Raw genomic sequence first — 17,731 nt, 5'->3', positions numbered from 1 at the left:
TGAGCTGGTCGAAAACTGTTGCCAGGGGAGCTGCGAATCCGAGGTCGCGACACGCTCGACCTGCGAAAATTCAGGCACCGAGGATTTTGCCCGTGAGTATGACGCGGCGCGGGGTCTCGACCCGGCCAGAGCAGCGGGTGCACGATGAGTAGGCGGGCGTCGAGGCTCGTGGAAAGGAATCGGATGGCTGCCTGACAACTCGGGCTGTCGCGAATCAGCGCGGCCCACCCAGCTTTGACCTACGGTTACGTAACCAGTAACTTAACCCTTCGACGGAGACCGAGCCAGGTTCTCGGGCCCGAAAGGAACTGTTGTGTCCGATCCCGCTGTCGACGACTTCGTGCAGTTGCTGACCCCCGATGGGGAGCGCGTGCCGCACCCGAGGTTCAGTTTCGACGGAAGCGATGAACAGGTTGCGGGCTACCTGCGCGAGATGGTGCTGGCCCGCCGGTTCGACAATGAGGCCACCGCGCTGCAGCGCAAGGGCGAGTTGGGGCTGTGGCCGCCGGCACTGGGGCAGGAGGCCGCCCAAGTCGGTTCGGCGAGCGCCCTGCGGCTGCCGGACTTCGCCTTTCCCTCGTATCGCGAGCACGCCGTCGCCCTGCACCAGGGCGTCGACCCGGTCGAGATGCTGAGCACCTTTCGCGGCACCGCGATGGCGCCGTGGGCCAACGAGGTCGCCGGAATGCACCCCTACAGCTTCGTGATCGGCACGCAGACGCTGCATGCGGTCGGCTATGCCATGGGCTTGCAACGCGATGGTCTGGTGGGCAACCCCGACCCGGCGGCCAACGGCGCGGTGGTGGCCTACTTCGGCGACGGGGCCACCAGTCAGGGCGACGTCAACGAGGCGTTCATCTTCGCCGCCAGCTATACCGCCCCCGTGGTGTTCTTCTGCCAGAACAACCAGTACGCCATCTCGGAGCCGATCGCGTTGCAGTCGAAGATTCCGCTGTACCGGCGGGCCTCCGGCTTCGGATTGCCGGGCGTCCGGGTCGACGGCAACGACGTGCTGGCCGTGCAGGCGGTCACCAGTTGGGCGCTGGATCGGGCGCGGCGGGGCGAGGGGCCGGCGTTGATCGAGGCTTACACCTACCGCATGGGTGCGCACACCACGTCCGACGACCCCACCAAGTACCGCAGCAGCGACGAGACCGAACACTGGCGCGCCCGCGACCCGATCAGCCGCGTGCAGACCTACCTGCTCGGGCGCGGCGCCATCGATCAGGCCTGGTTGGACGCGCTCGAGGCCGAATGCGAAGAGCTCGCGATTCGCGTGCGGGAGGGTTGCGTCACGCTGCGCGAACCTGCGCTGGAAGAGTTCTTCGACTATGCCGTGATCGACCCGCCCGAGATTCTGCTCGAACAGCGTGACGACTACCTCGAATACGAGGCCGGCTTCGACGAGGGTACCTACGCCGAGCCCGACCCGGCCCAGCCCGAGGTTCAGGAGGCGTTCTGATGGCGACGATGACTCTGGCCAAGGCGCTGAATGCCGGCCTTCGGCGAGCATTGGAGGCCGATCCGAAGGTGCTGCTCACCGGCGAAGACATCGGCAAGCTCGGCGGCGTGTTTCGGATCACCGAGCACTTGCAGCGCGATTTCGGGGCCGATCGGGTGGTCGACACTCCGCTGGCCGAGTCGGGAATCCTCGGCACCGCCATCGGGTTGGCGCTGCGCGGGTACCGTCCGGTCGTCGAAATTCAGTTCGACGGCTTCGTCTACCCGGCCTTCGACCAGATCATCAGCCAGTTGTCGCGCTTTCACTTTCGCTCGCACGGGCGGCTCACCATGCCGATCGTGGTGCGCATTCCCTATGGCGGCGGCATCGGGGCGATCGAGCATCATTCCGAGTCGCCCGAGGCGTACTTCGCGCACACCCCCGGGCTGAAGGTGGTGACGTGTTCGAACCCGCTCGACGCGTACTGGATGATGCAGCAGTCGATCGCTTCGAACGACCCGATCATCTTCATGGAGCCGAAGCGGCGCTACCACGAGAAGGGCGAGGTCGACGTCGCGGACGAGCCGATGCCGCTGTTTCAGGCCCGGGTGGTCAAGCCCGGCGACGATCTGACCCTGGTGACCTACGGGCCCATGGTGCGCACCTGCGCCGAGGTGGCGATCGCGGCCGCCGAAGAAGGTCACGACATCGAGGTGATCGACCTGCGCTCGCTGGCGCCCCTCGATATGGCCACCGTGATCGAGTCGGTGCACAAGACCGGCCGCGCGATCGTGGTGCACGAGGCGGCCCTGACCCTGGGCATCGGCGCCGAGATCGCCGCGCGGGTGCAGCAGGAATGCTTCTACGCACTACAGGCACCGGTGCTGCGGGTCACCGGCTACGACATTCCGTACCCGCCCAGCCGGGTCGAAGCGGCGTTTCTGCCCGACCTCGACCGGGTGCTCGACGCCGTCGACCGATCCATGGCCTACTGAGCGTGCGTACCGAACCGATGGCGACTGACAAGGGGAGATCACGATGAAGGAGTTCCGCCTACCCGATCCCGGTGAGGGGCTGGTCGAGGCCGACATCGTCCGTTGGGTCGTGAGCGAGGGCGACGAGGTCAAGGTCAACGACATTCTGGTCGAGATCGAAACCGCCAAGTCGATCGTCGAACTTCCCTCACCGTGGGACGGCCGCATCGCGCGACTGATGGTCGACGAGGGCGCCACCGTCGAGGTCGGCGCGCCCATCGTGCTGATCGACGACGGGGTGGCGGCCGCTCCCGCTCCGGCCGCCGCCGCGCCGGGGTCGGGCGAACCGGTCGTCTCCGCTGCGGCCCCGGCCGAGCCGCTCGCCGATGGACGCCCCGAGAACGTCGACCAGCCGGCGGCCGTGGCTGCCGAGCCGGCACCGGTCTCGGAGGCCTTCCTGGTCGGCTACGGGGCGAAGTCGGCCTCGCTGGCCAGGCGTCCGCGCAAGACCCCAGGCGGCATCGGTAAGCCGATCGGCCCGGTCGCCGAGCAGGTGCACGACTCGTACGCCGCCGCCCAACCGGTGTCGCGGCCGATCGACCAGACCACCACCACCGGGCCGATCACCGCCGAGCCCAGCGGCGACCCGCTGCCCCGTCCGGGGCAGGCGCCGAAGGGTGCCGCGGCGTCGAAACGGGCGCTGGCCAAGCCGCCGGTGCGCCGGCTGGCCCGCGACCTGGGCCTCGACCTCGACCTGGTGGACGGCACCGGCCCCGACGGCACGATCACCGCCGAGGACGTCCTGGCGGCAGCAGTCTCGGCTCGTGGGGGATCCACCCTGAGCGGCTCCCGGGTGGCCGAGCGGGTGCCGCTGAAAGGGGTGCGCCGCGAGATGGCCCGCACCATGGCCGAATCGTTCAAGGTGCCCACGGCAACGGTGATCATGCAGGCCGACGTGACGGCCTCGATGGAGCTGGTTGAGCGGCTGCGCGCCCGGCGCGAGTTCGCCGGGCTACGGGTGTCGCCGCTGCTGATCTTCGCCAAGGCGGCCTGCCTGGCGATCGCGCGCAACCCCGACCTGAACTCCACCCTCGACATGGCTGCCAGTGAGATCGTCCGCAACGAGGACGTGAACCTCGGCATCGCCGCAGCCACCCCGCGGGGGCTGTTGGTGCCCAACATCAAGGGCGCGAACCGGATGAACCTGCTGCAGTTGGCCGAGGCGCTGCACAACATGGTGCAGGTGGCCAAGACCGGCAAGGTGCCCACCGAAGACCTGACCAAGGGCACGTTCACGATCACCAACGTGGGCGTCTTCGGGGTCGACGGCGGCACCCCGATTCTCAACCTGGGCGAGTCGGCGATCATGTGCCTGGGCACCATCGCCCGCCGTCCGTGGGTGATCGGCAAGGGCAGCGAGGAGCAGATCGTGATCCGCTCGGTGTGCACGCTGTCGCTGACCTTCGACCACCGGCTGGTCGACGGTGAGCTGGCTTCGAAATTCCTCAGCGATGTGGCCGCGATCCTGGCCGACCCCGGTCTGGCGATGATGTTTTGACGGTTGAAGACCTAGATCCGGATCCTCGTTCGCGGCGCAACCGCGGCGACGGGCGCATCGGCTAGATTCGTCGCGAAGAACCGGCTCCTCTCGACGAATCTGGGTGTGGCTCATGGGCAAGAAGGTCGACTTCATCGTGGCCGACATCTTGAGTCGCATCTTCCGCCAGCAATGGCCCTCGGGGAAGCTGCCCACCCAGCGGGAGTTCGCGCGAGAGTACGGAGTCTCGAGGTTCACCATTCAGGCGGTGATCGAGAACCTGACGCTGATCGGGGCACTCAGCTCGACCCAGGGTTCGGGCACCTATGTGCGTGAGGGGTTGCGCAGGAATCCCCTGATCTACAACACGATGACCCGCACGCCGTACGAGCAGATCGAATCACGCGTGCTGCACTTGAATCGCACATCGCCCAGCGCCGATGAGGCGCTCCTGTTCCAGCTCCCCGTCGGTGGTGAGATCTGGCAGTTCGACCGACTACGAGTCATCGGCGCAGAAAGTTCTCAGATCGAACACACGGTGATGCCGGTGGACATGTTCCCCACCTTGTCGCGCACCGTTTTGGAGAAATCGGTCCAGGAGTTCGTGGAGGCTGCTGGCTACCGCATCTCGCACTACATGACGAGTTATCGGCCGGTGACCGTCTCGCGACAGTACGCGACCATCTTGGAATGCCGCCGCGGAGCCCCGGCCATGGCCATCGACAGCCGCGGCGTGCTGACCGACGGTCGGGTCTTCGCGCACAGCGAGATGATCGCGCTCAACTATGTGGTGTCTTACATCAGCCGATTCGACCGAGAGGTGCACCAAGCCCGGCTCTAGGGAAACGCTGATTTCTCGCTGGTCGAGCTTGTCGAGACCTGGGCCAGAGTGCCCCCACTAGGGGTTGCGACAACCTCAACCACCCCCCGATGGCCTGCTGCGCGCCGCTTCGCATCGCCTCGCTTGTTCCCCGTGTGAGCGGCACCGCGAGACACCTCTCGCGACGGCCAGGCAGTGACAGGCACACCCCAGTGTCGCCCCGGGTCAGGGAGTGACCAGGGAGCCATCGGCAATGCGACTGGTGGTCCAGGGATGCTCTTTGAATACCCCTGGAAACGCTGCGGCCGCATGCGCGTCGAACGAGACGCCGATGCCGGGTTCCTCCGAGGGGCGCAGGAATCCGCGGGACTGCACGGGGTAGCCACCGAAGATCGTGGCAGTGTTCGGTTGCACGGCAAGGTTCTCTTGAACGCTCGCATTGTGCAGGTGCACGTTCAAGTGCGTGTTGACCGCCAAGCCGACCGGAGTGATGTCGGACGGGGTGTGCCAGGCCAGCCGAATGCCCATGGCATCGGCGAAGTGCGCCACCTTGAGGGCGGGGGTGATGCCGCCGATCTGCGAGACGTGAATGCGCAGGAAGTCGATCTGACGATGCGCGACGAGCTGTTCCCACTCCTTGGGGTTGTTGAACAGTTCCCCGGTTGCGAGCGGGGTCGACGTCTGGGCCCGCAGCGTTTCGTACCACCCGGTCTGCTCGAGCGGCAGGACGTCCTCGAGAAAGTACAGACCGTAGGGCTCGCACTGCTTCGCGAATCGGATCGCGTCGGAGGGACTGAGTCGCTCATGCACGTCGTGCAGCAGCTCGATGTCGTCGCCGTACCGGTCACGAACGGCCTGGAACAGCCGCAGCGTGGTGGTCGCGTACTGGTGCGGGTCGTAGTAGCTGCCGGGAAGTGGATTCTCGGGTACATGCAGGTCGGTCGCATTGCCGCCGTAGAAGCCCAGTTGAACCCGAACGTGGCGGTAGCCCTCGGCGAGGTAAGAGTCGATTTGGGTGTAGAGCTCGTCCAGATCATCGGCCACCGCGTGGGCGTAGGCCGAGATCGCCGTCCGCGAGCGTCCACCGAGAAGCTGATACAGCGGCATCCCCGCCAGCTTGCCCTTGATGTCCCACAGTGCCATGTCGATGCCGGCGATAGCGTTGTTGAGCACCGGGCCGTTGCGCCAGTACGAGTTCATCCGCATCGTGTGCCACAGGTCTTCGATGTCGTTGGCGTCGCGACCGAGCAGAAGTGGTCGGAGGTAGTCTTCGACCGCGCTCCGAACGGCCTTGGGCCGGAACTGGAAGGTGGCGCAGCCGAGGCCCGAGACGCCGGCGTCGGTGGTGACCCGCACGACCACCAGGTTGTGCTTGTCCGGCTTGGTCGTGATGGCCTCGACCTGAGTGATCGTGTTGCGCGTCATCAGGGGTCCTTTCGCTGCAGGTCTCGGCCGCCATTCAACCGGCTGTGCCGGTCGAGTCGCCAGCGTGGTCCGGTGAACTCGGGCAAACCCGTCTGATTGTCAGTCCAATGCTTTCTCGGCTTCGCAATAGTCCAGCGCGCATGCTCCAATCTAAGCAATCGGAACCGGAGATTGGATCGGTACCAATGCTCGGCTGGATCGAGCTGTGAATGAGAGAGGGGAACTGTTGATGCGCTACAGCGAGGTAGCTGAGAAGGTCATCGCCGCCGTCGGCGGAGTGGGCAACGTCAGCAACGCGTGGCACTGCATGACACGCCTGCGCTTCGACCTCAAAGACGCGGGCAGCATGGACATGGCGGCGCTTGAAGCCATCCCGGAGGTGATCGGAACGAACGTGCAGAACGGTGAGCTGCAGGTGGTTGTCGGCACCGAAGTGGAGAAGTACTACGAGCATCTGGCCGACAAGCTCGGACTCGCCGATAAGTCGGGCAACCCCGACGGGGCCGGTCACAAGCGTGGCTGGGTCGCCCTGGCCATGGACACGGTGTCTGGTGTCTTCGGGCCGATCGTGCCGGCGATCGCAGGGGCGGGCATGATCAAGGGCCTGATGGCCGGCCTTGCGGCGCTGGGCGTGATCTCGAACAAGAACGACACCTACCTCGTCATCGACATGCTCGCCAGCGGTGTCTTCACCTTCTTGCCATTCTTTGTGGCCGCGTCCGCGGCGAAGATCTTCAAGACGAACATGTTCATGGCCGTCGCCATCGCTGCCGCTATGCAGTACCCGACGATGACCGCCGCCGCAGCCGCCAAAGAGATCTCGGCGTTCATGCTGTTCGGCGTCATCCCGGTCCCGGTGTTCAACTACGCAGGAACCGTGATTCCGATCATCTTCTCGGTCTTCGCGCTCAGCCACATCTATCGCTGGGTGGATCGGGTGCTGCCACGCGTCTTGCGGACGGTCTTCACCCCCACCTTCTCGCTCTTCATCGCCGGCACGCTGGCGCTCACGGTGATCGGACCCATTGGCATCTTCCTGGGCAATCAGCTAGCGGCCGGAGTTGCCTGGCTATTCGCCTTCTCGCCGATCCTTGCCGGCGTCATCTTTGGCGCCACGCGCCCGATCGCCATCTTCACCGGCCTGCACCATGCCGAGACCCCCATCGCGTTGCAGAACTTCGCGAACCAGGGCTGGGACATGCTCATGCCGATGATGTTCATGGCCAATATGGCCATCGCCGGTGCGACCGCGGCGGTCTACTTCAAGGTGCGCGGCAAGGATCAGAAAACGGTCGTCGCCTCCGCTGCCGTGTCTGGCCTGCTGGGCATCACCGAACCGGCCCTGTTCGGCGTGCTCTCCAAATACCGCCGCGCGTTCGTGGCGGCCACGATCGGCAGCACACTCGCGGCGACCTTCTTCGCCGTCACCGGCGTGCGGATCTACGCCTACATCCTGTCGTCGATCTTCAGCTTGCCGGCCTACGTCGGACCGTACTTTCCGTTCGCATTGACCGGCATCGCCATCGCCATCTCCAGTTCGTTCGTCTTGACGCTGTTCCTGGTGCCGGCCGAGCCGCCGGCGGACGAATCTGCAGGCGTCGTGGAGGCTGCATCGCAGGGAGTCGGGACCAACGGTGAGCGCGTCGAGCTGGTTGCGGTCGCGCGAGGCGCCTTCGTGCCCCTTGAAGAGGTCAGCGACGCGGTCTTCGCCAGCAAGACGGTCGGCGATGGCTACGCGTTGCAGCCTGCTGACGGCGACGTGTACGCACCGGTGTCGGGCACCATCACGGTCGTCTTCCCGACCAAGCACGCGATCGGCCTGAAGACCGACGACGGGGTCGAGGTTCTCGTTCACCTCGGCATCGACACGGTCTCGCTCCAGGGTGAGGGTTTCGAGGTCTTCTGCACGCCCGGCGACCGGGTCACCCCGTCGACCCTGATCGCCCGGGTCGACCTCGAGGCCGTCCGTGGTGCCGGGAAGGATCCGGTGATCCTGGTATTGGTGACGAATCTCGGCACGGTCTGTACCGTCGGCAAGTTCGACAACACCGCCGCTCTTGAGCGAGGGGACAGCGTCGTATCGGTCAGCGCGGCCGTCTGATCGGCTGCCAACCCGATCTTTGTCGCTGGTCGAGCTTGTCGAGACCTCAAACGGTTGTCGAGACCTCAAGCGGGGTGCGCCCGCTAGGGGTCTCGACAAGCTCAACCAGCACTGGACGAGACCGCGCCGGATGAGGCGCCGTGCCGGGGGCAGCCAGACCCGCGAGCGTGAGCATCGATGGGGTACGAATCACGGATGCCTAATCCATCGGGATTGACGATGAGTCGACCCAGCCGGACGATGAGTTCATGGCTGACGCTGATTCGTTCTGCGAGTTGTTCCCGCAGGTCTACCTGGCCTTTCACCGCCGTGACGGACGCCGCAGCGAACTGACCAATGCCTCCCGGGCGGTGCTCACCCATCTGGCTGGGTCTGGCCCGATCACCGTGGGTGCCGCGGCTCGACATCTCGACCGTGCCCAGTCGGTGGTCAGCGACATCGTCACCCAACTGGAAGGCCACGGCCTTCTGGAGCGCGAGCCAGACCCAGAAGACCGACGCCGCACCCTGGTCTGGCTGACCGAAGCCGGGATCAACCGGCTGCGCGCTGACGCCGACGTGCTCGACCGCACTCTGGTCGCCCACGCCATGGAGCAACTGGACGACACCACTCGCCACGAACTGATCGACGCGCTGAAATCCCTGATCGCCGTGGCCCGACGAAAGGACCACCAATGACCACCCAGACCGCTTCATGTGAGAGCTGTGGCATGCCTATCGAGAGCGGGCGCTATTGCCAGTACTGCACCGATGCCGATGGAATCCTGCAAGATTTCGACACTCGCTTCGCCGCGATGGTCGGCTGGCAGAGTCGACGCCACCCCGACCAATCTCACGAGGCAATCGAGGAACAAACCCGGGCCTATATGTCGTCCCTACCGGCCTGGCGCGGTCACCCGCGACTGGCTGATCGCACGCTCGACGACTGCTGACACCCAGCGAGATCGGCCGTCGACTGCTCGTCGACGAGTCGGAGGCGGTTACCCACGTCTGGGTCTGACAGGCTGAAGGCATGGCCCGTAGCGATGTGCTGATCACAACCAGCGAACTGGACGGCGTCCTTGCCGACGTCGACCTGCTTGACGTGCGCTGGCGGCTGGGCGAACCGGCAGGTGAGGGTCGTGAGCGTTACCTGGCCGGCCACCTGCCGGGTGCCCGCTTTCTCGACCTGGAGACGGTGCTGACCCGGCACGGCGAGCCCACCGAGGGCCGACACCCGCTGCCCGACGTCGACACCCTGGAGGAGGGCCTCGGCGCCCTCGGGGTGGACGGCTCCAGGCCGATCGTGGTGTACGACGAGGCGGGTTCGTTCGCGGCGTCCCGGGCCTGGTGGGTGCTGCGCTGGGCCGGCCTCGGCGTGCGTGTGCTCGACGGCGGCATCGGCGCCTGGACGGCGCAGGGCCGTCCGCTGGAACGGGGCGAGGTGCCAGCCAACCGGGTGGACCTGCTGGTGACCCTGGGCCACCTGCCCACGATCGAGGCCGATCGGGCGGCCGGTTTCGACGGCACCCTGATCGACGCCCGGGCAGCCGAGCGGTACCGCGGCGAGATCGAGCCGCTCGACCCGGTGGCCGGCCACATTCCGGGGGCGGTCAACGTGCCGGTGAGCCAGTTCTTCAGCGCCGACGGACGCCTGCCCGGCGACGATCGCCTCGCCGAACTGCTCGACCGTCCGGGCCCGCTGGGCGCCTATTGCGGTTCGGGGGTGAGTGCCGCCCAGCTAGTACTGGCGGCGGCCGCGATTGATCGGCCGGTGGCCCTGTTCCCCGGTTCCTGGTCGGCGTGGAGCAACCAGGGCCGTCCGGTCGCCACCGGAGAGTGACGGTCGTGACCTACCCGACCACGGCAACCACCCTGCTGGGCAACATCGAGGCCAACCTGCGCGGCGTGCGCGAACGGGTCGGCGACCGGCTGGTGCTGGCGGCGGTCAAGGCCAACGCCTACGGTCACGGCGCCGCGGCGGTGGCGGCGATGATCGAGCAGCGCAAGGCGGCCGACTGGCTCGGGGTGGCCACCGTCGATGAAGGCCGCCAGTTGCGCAGCGCCGGCATCACCCTGCCCATCTTGAAGCTGTCACCGACCCGTGGCCCCGATGAGGTGGGTCGCGCACTGGTATCGGCACTCACCTTGACCGTGGCCGACGAAGCGTCGGCCACGGAAGTCTCCCAGGCCGCAGAACGGATCGGGCTGACCGGGGTCGCGGTGCATCTGAAAATCGACACCGGTATGCGCCGGGTCGGCGTCGAGCCGGCTCAGGCACCGGACCTGGCGGCTCGGATCGTGGCCGATGCCCACCTGCACCTGCAGGGCGTGTTCAGCCACCTGCCGATCTCTGACAGCCCGGACGGAGATGACTTCACCCGGGCGCAGATCGAGAGCTTCCGGCGCACGGTGACCGCCATCGAGGACGCCGCTGGCCCGGTCGAACTGAAGCACCTGGCCAACTCGGGCGCGGTGCTGGGTCACCCGGAGAGCTGGTTCGACCTGGTGCGGCCCGGAATCATGATGTATGGCAGCCTGCCCGACCCACGCGTCGAACGGACTGTCGAGCTGCGCCCCGGGTTGGCCTTGACAACGGAGATCTCGTTTCTGAAACCCGTAGCCGCAGGCGAAACCGTGGGCTACGGACGCACCTGGACGGCCCCGCGCGACACCTGGGTCGCCACCATTCCGGTCGGTTACGGCGACGGCTATTCGCGGTTGTTGTCGAACCGCGGCCGGGTGCTGATCGCCGGGGTGTCGTACCCGATCATCGGCCGGGTCTGCATGGACCAGGCCATGATCGACGTCGGCCCCGAGCCGCTGGTGAGGGTGGGCGACGAGGTGGTGCTGATCGGACGCTCCGGTGCCGATGAGATCACCGTGACCGAGGTCGCCGACCTGATGGGTACGATTCCCTACGAGGTGACCTGCCTGATCACACCGCGGGTGACCCGGGTGTACCGGTGAGCGCCCACTCATCGTGAAAGCGCCGCTCGATCGTGGTCGAGCATGGCAGAGACCTCGAACGCGGTGCCCTGCCAAGGCCGTGCCCTGACGAGGGGGTTCGTCGAGCTCAGCGATCAGCGGGTCTGTTGGCGGCACTCCACGTGGCTCCGATCTGCGGGCCGTGCCAGTGTTCACAGCGGCACCGTCTGCAGCACGCGAACCGCATCGAGCCGATTGGCGAGTTCGATCAGCACCTGAAGCGTGCCATCGCACACCACCGCGTCGAACAGGTCCACCTGCATGCCCTCGGCCAGGCCGTTGATCGTCACCGGGGACGCTGCCCAGGTCAGCCCGTCTGTCGAACGGTGCAGGGTCACGCTGCGGTGGTCGTCGGCCAGCACTAGTTGTAGAAACTCGTGGTCGCTCGCGGCGAAGAGGGTGACCGCATGGTTGCCTTCGATCGCCTGAAACGTCCAATGCCGGCCCCCGTCGGTCGATCGCCAGGTGGCCCGAACCGGTCGCGGCGACCGTGCATTGCCGACCCAACCCAGCCCGAGCAACACGCCGTCGACCATCTGCACCGTACGGATCGCCGCGTCGGTGTAGCCCGGCGAGCTCACCGGAACCAGCCGCCAGCGCCGATTGTCACCGCTCACCCAGGCCGCCGGCCGTCGATGGCCTGGCGTGCCCACCTCGCCGACCGCCACCAGTCCCTTCGGCAGCGCCAGCACGGCGCTCATGCTGCGGGCGTTGCTTTCGAGCCCGTGCAGGTCGTCCAACGGGGCGCGCGGGTCGAAGTAGTCGCCGCGCGAGGTCACCGTCGTGGGGGTCCCCTGCACCCAGCGCACGGCGTCTGGCGAGGTGTAGGCGAGCGCGCTCGTCCGGGCACTGCCGTTGCTGGACTTCTCGCCCACCACCACCCAGCGGCCGTGCCCCCAGGTCGCGTCGTCGATCGACGAATAGTGGTACTGGGCCACCGAGTTGAAGGCTTTGGGTTGGGTGCGGCGCCAGTTGATGCCGTCGCTGGAATCCAGTACGAAGGCGTGCTGGTCGTTCTGCGTGCCGGTGGCCAGAAAGCCGCCCGTACCGTTCCAGTGCACAGCGTCGACGGTCTCGCCGGCCACGTCGCGCATGACGGTCGGAACGCCGAAACCCGAACTGCTCCTGTGCCACAACACCGACGCGCCCTGCGCCGAGCCGTAGGCTTCCACCGCGCCGTTGACCACCAGCAATCCGAACGGTTGAACGTTGGCGGTGGCGTTCGGTGGGGGTGTGACCTCAGCGTCCGTCACCGCACCATCGGGGTGCACGGTCCACAAGGCGCTGACGCTTGGCCGGCTCTCGACCCCGACCGCCAGCACCGCCCCGTCGCCGAGCGCGACGCCGACCGGGCCGGTCACGGAATCGCGGTGCACCGGGGTGCTGAGCAGTCGCCACTTCGTCGCGCCGGCCTCAAGGGCCTGCAGCAACACCCGTTCGCGTGAGCCCGGGTTCTTGGTGGTCTGCGCCACCAGGGTCCGGCCACCGACCTGCACGAGCTCGCCGACCCCCGACGACTCGTCGAACTCATCGAGGCGCGGCAGCGCGCGCCAGGCGCGTAACCCGGTGCTGCGCAGCAGCAGCGGTTGGTAGGTGTCTTCGTCCTGGTCGAAATACGAGCCGCCCACGACGAACCCGTCCTCGGTGGCCACCACGTGGCTGAGCCAGGCGGCGAAATCGCCGGAGTCGGACGGCTCCCGCACCGGCCGCCACGACGCACCCTGGTCGGCGGAGGTGAACAGCAGGGCGAGTTGGGATCGTCCTTTCGTCACCGTGGTCAGCTCGCGGGAGCCGACCGCCACGAGTCGATCGCCGCGAACCGCGACCTCGCTCAGCGCGCCCCGGCCCGGCAGCTTCAGCACCCGCCAGGCGACCCCGTCGTCGGAACGCCAGACCCGCGGACGACTGGCCGCCGTCGTCCAGTGCCTGCCGACCGCGATGAAGCCGCCGCCCGGCATTCCGACCACCGAATTGAACTGATCGGTCTCAGGGTTCACACCGGTGATCTGGCGGCGGCTCCAGACCTGGGCGTCGTCGCTGGTCCAGGCGATCGGGGTGTCGTCGTGGCCCCCCAACGCCAGCCATCGGGGGGTCTGACCGATGGACGACACAGCCACCAGTCCCGACGCCCACTCGCCGACCTGGGTGGCCTGGGCGGCGGCCTCGGTGAGCTGGGCCGTTCGCCAAGTCACCCCGCCGTCGACCGACGATCGCAGCACTGGCACCGCGGCCCCGCCCTGAACGGTGGCCTGCATCACGATCACCCGCCCGTCGCCGGCGAGGGCCTGGATCGACGTGGTCGCGCCCGGGCCCCGATCGGGCAGGGTCGAAAACTGCTGCGCCGGCAGCTTCGGTGCGTTGACCTGGGCGCCGACCGGGCTTAACGCCGCCGGCGGGTCGCTGGTGCAGGCGGTGAGCACGAGCACGCACGTGAGCAGCGCGGTGAGGGCATGCGGGCGGTGAGACATGGGCAGCACGCTAAGCGGTGGCCCACCCGATTTCGGTGGCCAGGGCTCCCGGGCAGGAAATCTGTGGATAACTGCGGGCGCAGAGGCTCAGTGCCCCGGCGGCACCGGCCCGCCCGGACGTTCCCGCTGCACCAGGTCGAGCAGTTCGTGCCAGGCCTCGATCTTCATTCGCTCCCGGCCAAAGGACGCTCCCCGGTTGGCCTCGGCCGTCTCGATGCGCCGCCAGTCGTCGAACGTCGAGGGGTGGTACCCGCGGTCGGCCAGCAGGCCGAGCACGTCCACCCGGTCGGTGCGCGGGCCGAGCGCGGCCAGGTCGTCCAGCACCTGCTGCACGGTCTCTTTGGCGTCGGACTTGTTGGTGCCGATCACGCCCACCGGGCCACGTTTGATCCAGCCCACGACGTATTCCCGGGGCGCCACCTCGCCGCCCTGAAGCACCCGCCCCTGCGCCGACGGAATCACCCCCAGTGCTTCGTCGAAGGGCACCCCGGGCAAAGCCACGGCCCGGTAGCCGATCGCCCGCAGTACCAATTGCACGTCGAGCCGCTCGGTCTCGCCGGTGCCGACCACCCGGCCGTCCGGGCCGATCCGGGTGCGTTCGAGCACCAGCCCCGTCACCGGATCGCCATGCAGCTCGACCGGGCGACGCCAGAACAGAAAGTGCAGCCGCACCCTCGGGTGCCCGGCCGGCTCGGCCGGCTCGGCCGGCTCGGCCGGCTCGGCCGATGAGCGTTCCACCGCGTCGCGCAGCACGGTCAGGTTCGCCCGGCTACGGCGGTCGAGCAGATCGTCGTCGACCCACTCCGAGCACGGGGGCTCGACGCTCACCCGCACCCCCGGGGTGGTGCACAGCTCACGCAATTCGGGGGTGGTGAAGCTGGCCTGTTGCGGCCCGCGGCGTCCGATCACCCACACGTCGCTGATGCTGGCCCGGCGCAGTTCGGCCAGCACCTCCTCGGGCATGTCGGTGGAGTCGAGGGCCAGCGGCTCCTTGGCCAGCATGCGGGCCACGTCGACGGCCACGTTGCCCACGCCGACGGCCGCCGCCTGGCGCACTCCCTGCAGCGACTGCGGCTCGGCGTCGGGGTGCCCTGAGTACCAGGCCACGAACGCGCGGGCCGAACGGCTGCCGGCGGCGTCCTCGCCGGGCACGCCCAGGCGCAGGTCTTCGCTGGCCCCCACCGCATAGATCACCGCGTCGTAGCCTGCCACCAGCTCGTCGCGGGTCACCTCGTGGCCGAACCGCACCAGCCCCAGAAACCGGACGGTGGGCGAGTCGAAGACCCGCGCCAGTGCGGTGGCCACCGACTTGATCGAGGTGTGGTCGGGCGCGACGCCGTAGCGCAGCAGGCCGTACGGCGTGGGCAGCCGATCGAAGACGTCGACCTGCACGCCGGGGTGAGCGCTCAGAAACTGGGCGGCGAACAGCCCGGACGGCCCGGCTCCGACGATCGCGACGCGGTAGGTCGGCCCAGGCATAGCCGGCACCCTATCGCTCAGTCGCCCACCGCGCCGTCGATCGCTTCGCGCAGCAGGTCGGCGTGGCCCAGGTGCCGTGCCTCCTCCTCGATCAGGTGGGTCAGGATCCAGCGCAGGCTCACCCGGCCGTGCCGCCCCTCGTGGACGGCGAGGGCGTCCAGTCCGTCAGGTCGGGCCACCGCGGCGTCGATCACCGCGTCGGCCCGGGCCACCGCGGCGTCGAACAGCCCGCGCAGATGCTCGGGGGTGTCGTCGGCGGCGCTGTGAAACTCCCAGTCGGGGTCGGCATCCCAGTCCGCCGACTGCCAGGGTTCGCCGATCGGCTGGCCCTCAAAGGCGCCGACCAGCCAGTCCAGCTCGACCAGGGCGGTGTGCTTGAGCAGCCCGCCCAGGGTCATCGTCGAGGGGTGTCCGGGTAGCGTCCGGCCGAGCTGGTCAGCGCTGAGCCCCTCGGTCTTGCGGCGCAGCACGTCGCGCTGAAAATCCAGAAAGCCCCGCAGCGTCGACGCCTCGTCGCCGGCTACCGGCGGATCAGTCACCTGGGTCATTGCAGCAGTGTACGAAACGGAACCGCCAGGAGGTCACCCGGGCCGAGCGGGTTGAGCTCGTCGAGACCACGATGTCGGCACGGCTTGGTCAGCGAAGCGCTGAGCAACGCAACCCTCGCCGGTTGAGCTTGTCGAAACCCCTAGTGAAAGCACTAAAAGCGAGGTCTCGACAGGCTCGACCAACGAAGAATCATCGATTCCTCAGGCTCGACCGACGCCGATCAACGCTCGATCACGCCAAGAACTGCTGGTTCATCACCGGAACGTACCCGTTGGTCTGGCCCGCCGCGTTGGGGTGGAAGCTCGCGATCAGCGAGTTGTCCGGGCTGTTGATCCAGGGCCGACGGGAGCACCAGGGGTGGGCGCTGAACCGATTGGCCGGGTTCGCGAACGAGCCGCCCGCGGCCAGTGCGGCCTGCCGCAGTCGTCGGTTGAGCCTGGTGGTCAGGTTGTTCAACCAGGCCCGCTCGCGCGCGCTGAACGCGGTCAGCGGGCTGCAGTCGCGGCTGCCGAACAGGCGCGGGTACCCCACGACGATCAGCCGGGCATAGCGGGCCTGGGCCCTGATCGCGGTGAACAGCGCGGTGGCGTCGGCTCTGAAATCTCCGTTCAGGTACGCCCGCGCCTGCCGGACGGCCGCGGCACAGGCCTTGTTGCTGTGGGCGGGGGTGCAGGTCAGTAACAGCGAGGCGAAGCCGATGTCGTTGCCGCCCACCTGGACGCTGATGAAGTTGGTGTCGGTGGGCACCTGGGGCAACTGGCTGGCGGCCACGCTCTGCATCGTGGCTCCGGCGCACGCCAGGTGGGTGAGGTCGAGACTGTTTGCCGCCGCCACCTGCACCGGGTAGGCCTGCGCGGTGCCGGCCGGCACTCGTCGAGGGTCGTCCCGGCGCCGAGACCGGCCGCGTAGGAGTCGCCGAGCGCGACATAGGTGATGGCGTCGGCGGCCGGGCGTGGCACGGCCGAAGCCGGGGTGAGGTTGATGACGGAGGTCAGAACGGTGAGCGCGGCAACCATTGCCGCAACGGTGCGCCGAGGGCGAAGCACAGTTGATCCTTTCCCCTCCCGGCCCCGGCCTCAGGGTGGCAACCGCGATCACTTAGGCGCAAGCAAGAGACTCCACTGGTTGGAAGTGTTCCTTGAGCACCGGCCGCCATTTGTTCGACGGCAGATGGGCGTGCATCGCCGCCAGGGCTGTGGCGTACTTCGAGACGCTGTCCGGACGATGCCCCAGCGACCACAGCAGGCGGTCCATTCCGGCGGCTCGTCCGGTGGTCTTGGTCTCGATGATCGACAATGCCGGACGGGCCAGCCAGGACCCCGTGCGCACGTCCCACCAGGCCAGTTCTGAGTCGATCGTCGCCCGAGAGGCGGTGGCTTCGTGAAACAGCGTGACGCGGCGGTAGTCGACCCGCATCGCGGCCGACAGCCGGGCCACCGGAGGGTTCCGCACGCCGGCCCTCCGCAGGGTGTGCCCGACGAAGGCCGCTCCTTCGTCGGTGAGCCGTCCGTTCAGCACGTGCGCGCCGGGCAGCCGATGCTTCACGGTGTGTTCGCCGCTGCGGGTCTTCACCTCTAGAAAGCTCGCGCCGTTCGACTCGTAGGTGCGGCTGCGCACCTTGAACCGGCGGCGCCGGCCGCGCGCGGCGAGTAGATAGGTGTCGAGTCCGTCGGTGTCGAGGTAGACCGAGGTGTAGCCCAGTTCGCTGACGCCGTCGATCTCAAGCACCCGGGTGGACGGGTCGACCAAGGCCAGGGCCATCTCGGCGTCGGCGCCGGTCAGGGCGTATTTGCGGTCGACCCGGGTCTGCAGGCTGCCGACCTCGATCAGTTCGTCGAGGCCGATCGGCCGCAGCGCGGTGGTGCTGGTGATCGTCACGGTGGGCTTCTTTCGTCGAGGTGAATGCGACGTGACCAATCAACCAACACCGACTGTGCGCGGGCTGTGCCGTTACTGCGGCACCTGCTGTGA

At 67.7% G+C, this 17,731-nt stretch carries 15 protein-coding genes; 9 read left to right on the top strand and 6 right to left on the bottom strand.

What is annotated here, in order from left to right; genetic code table 11:
• Window positions 1-313 precede the first annotated feature (313 nt).
• The 4 genes from pdhA (at window position 314) to QM721_RS01115 (ending at window position 4,793) form a co-directional block, all read left to right on the top strand.
• Complete coding sequence (gene pdhA / locus QM721_RS01130) at window positions 314-1,462, top strand: pyruvate dehydrogenase (acetyl-transferring) E1 component subunit alpha (protein WP_415118144.1); 1,149 nt, start codon at window positions 314-316, stop codon at window positions 1,460-1,462.
• Window positions 1,462-2,436, top strand: a complete 975-nt coding sequence (locus tag QM721_RS01125; protein ID WP_415118142.1) for an alpha-ketoacid dehydrogenase subunit beta — start codon at window positions 1,462-1,464, stop codon at window positions 2,434-2,436. The genes pdhA and QM721_RS01125 overlap by 1 nt, the downstream gene beginning before the upstream one ends.
• 43 nt (window positions 2,437-2,479) lie before the next feature.
• Window positions 2,480-3,973, top strand: coding sequence for a dihydrolipoamide acetyltransferase family protein (locus tag QM721_RS01120; protein WP_415118140.1), 1,494 nt, complete (start codon window positions 2,480-2,482; stop codon window positions 3,971-3,973).
• 112 nt (window positions 3,974-4,085) lie between these two features.
• Window positions 4,086-4,793 (top strand): GntR family transcriptional regulator, encoded by a 708-nt coding sequence (locus QM721_RS01115; RefSeq protein WP_415118138.1) that lies wholly within the window; start codon window positions 4,086-4,088, stop codon window positions 4,791-4,793.
• Between the two features lie 204 nt (window positions 4,794-4,997).
• Here QM721_RS01115 and QM721_RS01110 read toward each other — a convergent pair whose 3' ends face one another.
• On the bottom strand, window positions 4,998-6,197 hold the full coding sequence (locus QM721_RS01110; RefSeq protein WP_415118136.1) for an enolase C-terminal domain-like protein: 1,200 nt from the start codon (window positions 6,195-6,197) through the stop codon (window positions 4,998-5,000).
• A gap of 229 nt (window positions 6,198-6,426) precedes the next feature.
• Here QM721_RS01110 and QM721_RS01105 point away from each other — a divergent pair, with 229 nt between their 5' ends.
• The 5 genes from QM721_RS01105 to alr all read left to right on the top strand — a co-directional run bounded on the left by QM721_RS01105 (window position 6,427) and on the right by alr (window position 11,246).
• Window positions 6,427-8,298 (top strand): glucose PTS transporter subunit IIA, encoded by a 1,872-nt coding sequence (locus QM721_RS01105; RefSeq protein WP_415118134.1) that lies wholly within the window; start codon window positions 6,427-6,429, stop codon window positions 8,296-8,298.
• Between the two features lie 248 nt (window positions 8,299-8,546).
• The gene (locus QM721_RS01100; protein ID WP_415118132.1) at window positions 8,547-8,975 is read left to right on the top strand and encodes a MarR family winged helix-turn-helix transcriptional regulator; all 429 of its coding nucleotides are present in this window, start codon (window positions 8,547-8,549) and stop codon (window positions 8,973-8,975) included.
• Complete coding sequence (locus QM721_RS01095) at window positions 8,972-9,229, top strand: zinc ribbon domain-containing protein (RefSeq protein WP_415118130.1); 258 nt, start codon at window positions 8,972-8,974, stop codon at window positions 9,227-9,229. The genes QM721_RS01100 and QM721_RS01095 overlap by 4 nt, the downstream gene beginning before the upstream one ends.
• A gap of 80 nt (window positions 9,230-9,309) precedes the next feature.
• On the top strand, window positions 9,310-10,119 hold the full coding sequence (locus tag QM721_RS01090; protein ID WP_415118128.1) for a sulfurtransferase: 810 nt from the start codon (window positions 9,310-9,312) through the stop codon (window positions 10,117-10,119).
• A 5-nt stretch (window positions 10,120-10,124) separates the two neighbouring features.
• Window positions 10,125-11,246, top strand: a complete 1,122-nt coding sequence (gene alr, locus QM721_RS01085; protein WP_415118126.1) for an alanine racemase — start codon at window positions 10,125-10,127, stop codon at window positions 11,244-11,246.
• A gap of 170 nt (window positions 11,247-11,416) precedes the next feature.
• Here the strand turns inward: alr and QM721_RS01080 are convergent, their stop codons facing one another.
• From QM721_RS01080 to QM721_RS01060, 5 genes are all read right to left on the bottom strand, one after another.
• Window positions 11,417-13,732, bottom strand: a complete 2,316-nt coding sequence (locus tag QM721_RS01080) for a hypothetical protein (protein ID WP_415118124.1) — start codon at window positions 13,730-13,732, stop codon at window positions 11,417-11,419.
• An 87-nt stretch (window positions 13,733-13,819) separates the two neighbouring features.
• Window positions 13,820-15,211: an FAD-dependent oxidoreductase gene (locus QM721_RS01075; protein WP_415118122.1), complete on the bottom strand. Its 1,392-nt coding sequence runs from the start codon at window positions 15,209-15,211 to the stop codon at window positions 13,820-13,822.
• A gap of 17 nt (window positions 15,212-15,228) precedes the next feature.
• Window positions 15,229-15,759 carry a DinB family protein gene (locus QM721_RS01070; protein WP_415118118.1) on the bottom strand — a complete coding sequence of 177 codons (531 nt, stop codon included), beginning with the start codon at window positions 15,757-15,759 and terminating at the stop codon, window positions 15,229-15,231.
• 232 nt (window positions 15,760-15,991) lie between these two features.
• Window positions 15,992-16,630 (bottom strand): SGNH/GDSL hydrolase family protein, encoded by a 639-nt coding sequence (locus QM721_RS01065; RefSeq protein WP_415118106.1) that lies wholly within the window; start codon window positions 16,628-16,630, stop codon window positions 15,992-15,994.
• 228 nt (window positions 16,631-16,858) lie between these two features.
• The gene (locus QM721_RS01060) at window positions 16,859-17,638 is read right to left on the bottom strand and encodes a polyphosphate polymerase domain-containing protein (RefSeq protein ID WP_415118104.1); all 780 of its coding nucleotides are present in this window, start codon (window positions 17,636-17,638) and stop codon (window positions 16,859-16,861) included.
• Window positions 17,639-17,731: the final 93 nt, after the last annotated feature.

Source organism: Micropruina sp., assembly GCF_047602085.1.
Taxonomy (GTDB): domain Bacteria; phylum Actinomycetota; class Actinomycetes; order Propionibacteriales; family Propionibacteriaceae; genus Micropruina.
This window is presented reverse-complemented; position numbering and strand designations above follow the sequence as displayed.

What these genes read in the sequence shown, in the direction of transcription:
- QM721_RS01115 (WP_415118138.1), top strand. Translation starts at nt 4,086, where the DNA reads ATGGGCAAGAAGGTCGACTTCATCGTGGCCGACATCTTGAGTCGCATC.
- QM721_RS01100 (WP_415118132.1), top strand. Translation starts at nt 8,547, where the DNA reads ATGGCTGACGCTGATTCGTTCTGCGAGTTGTTCCCGCAGGTCTACCTG.
- QM721_RS01105 (WP_415118134.1), top strand. Translation starts at nt 6,427, where the DNA reads ATGCGCTACAGCGAGGTAGCTGAGAAGGTCATCGCCGCCGTCGGCGGA.
- QM721_RS01090 (WP_415118128.1), top strand. Translation starts at nt 9,310, where the DNA reads ATGGCCCGTAGCGATGTGCTGATCACAACCAGCGAACTGGACGGCGTC.
- QM721_RS01110 (WP_415118136.1), bottom strand. Translation starts at nt 6,197, where the DNA reads ATGACGCGCAACACGATCACTCAGGTCGAGGCCATCACGACCAAGCCG.
- QM721_RS01125 (WP_415118142.1), top strand. Translation starts at nt 1,462, where the DNA reads ATGGCGACGATGACTCTGGCCAAGGCGCTGAATGCCGGCCTTCGGCGA.
- QM721_RS01070 (WP_415118118.1), bottom strand. Translation starts at nt 15,759, where the DNA reads ATGACCCAGGTGACTGATCCGCCGGTAGCCGGCGACGAGGCGTCGACG.
- QM721_RS01075 (WP_415118122.1), bottom strand. Translation starts at nt 15,211, where the DNA reads ATGCCTGGGCCGACCTACCGCGTCGCGATCGTCGGAGCCGGGCCGTCC.
- QM721_RS01080 (WP_415118124.1), bottom strand. Translation starts at nt 13,732, where the DNA reads ATGTCTCACCGCCCGCATGCCCTCACCGCGCTGCTCACGTGCGTGCTC.
- QM721_RS01095 (WP_415118130.1), top strand. Translation starts at nt 8,972, where the DNA reads ATGACCACCCAGACCGCTTCATGTGAGAGCTGTGGCATGCCTATCGAG.
- QM721_RS01120 (WP_415118140.1), top strand. Translation starts at nt 2,480, where the DNA reads ATGAAGGAGTTCCGCCTACCCGATCCCGGTGAGGGGCTGGTCGAGGCC.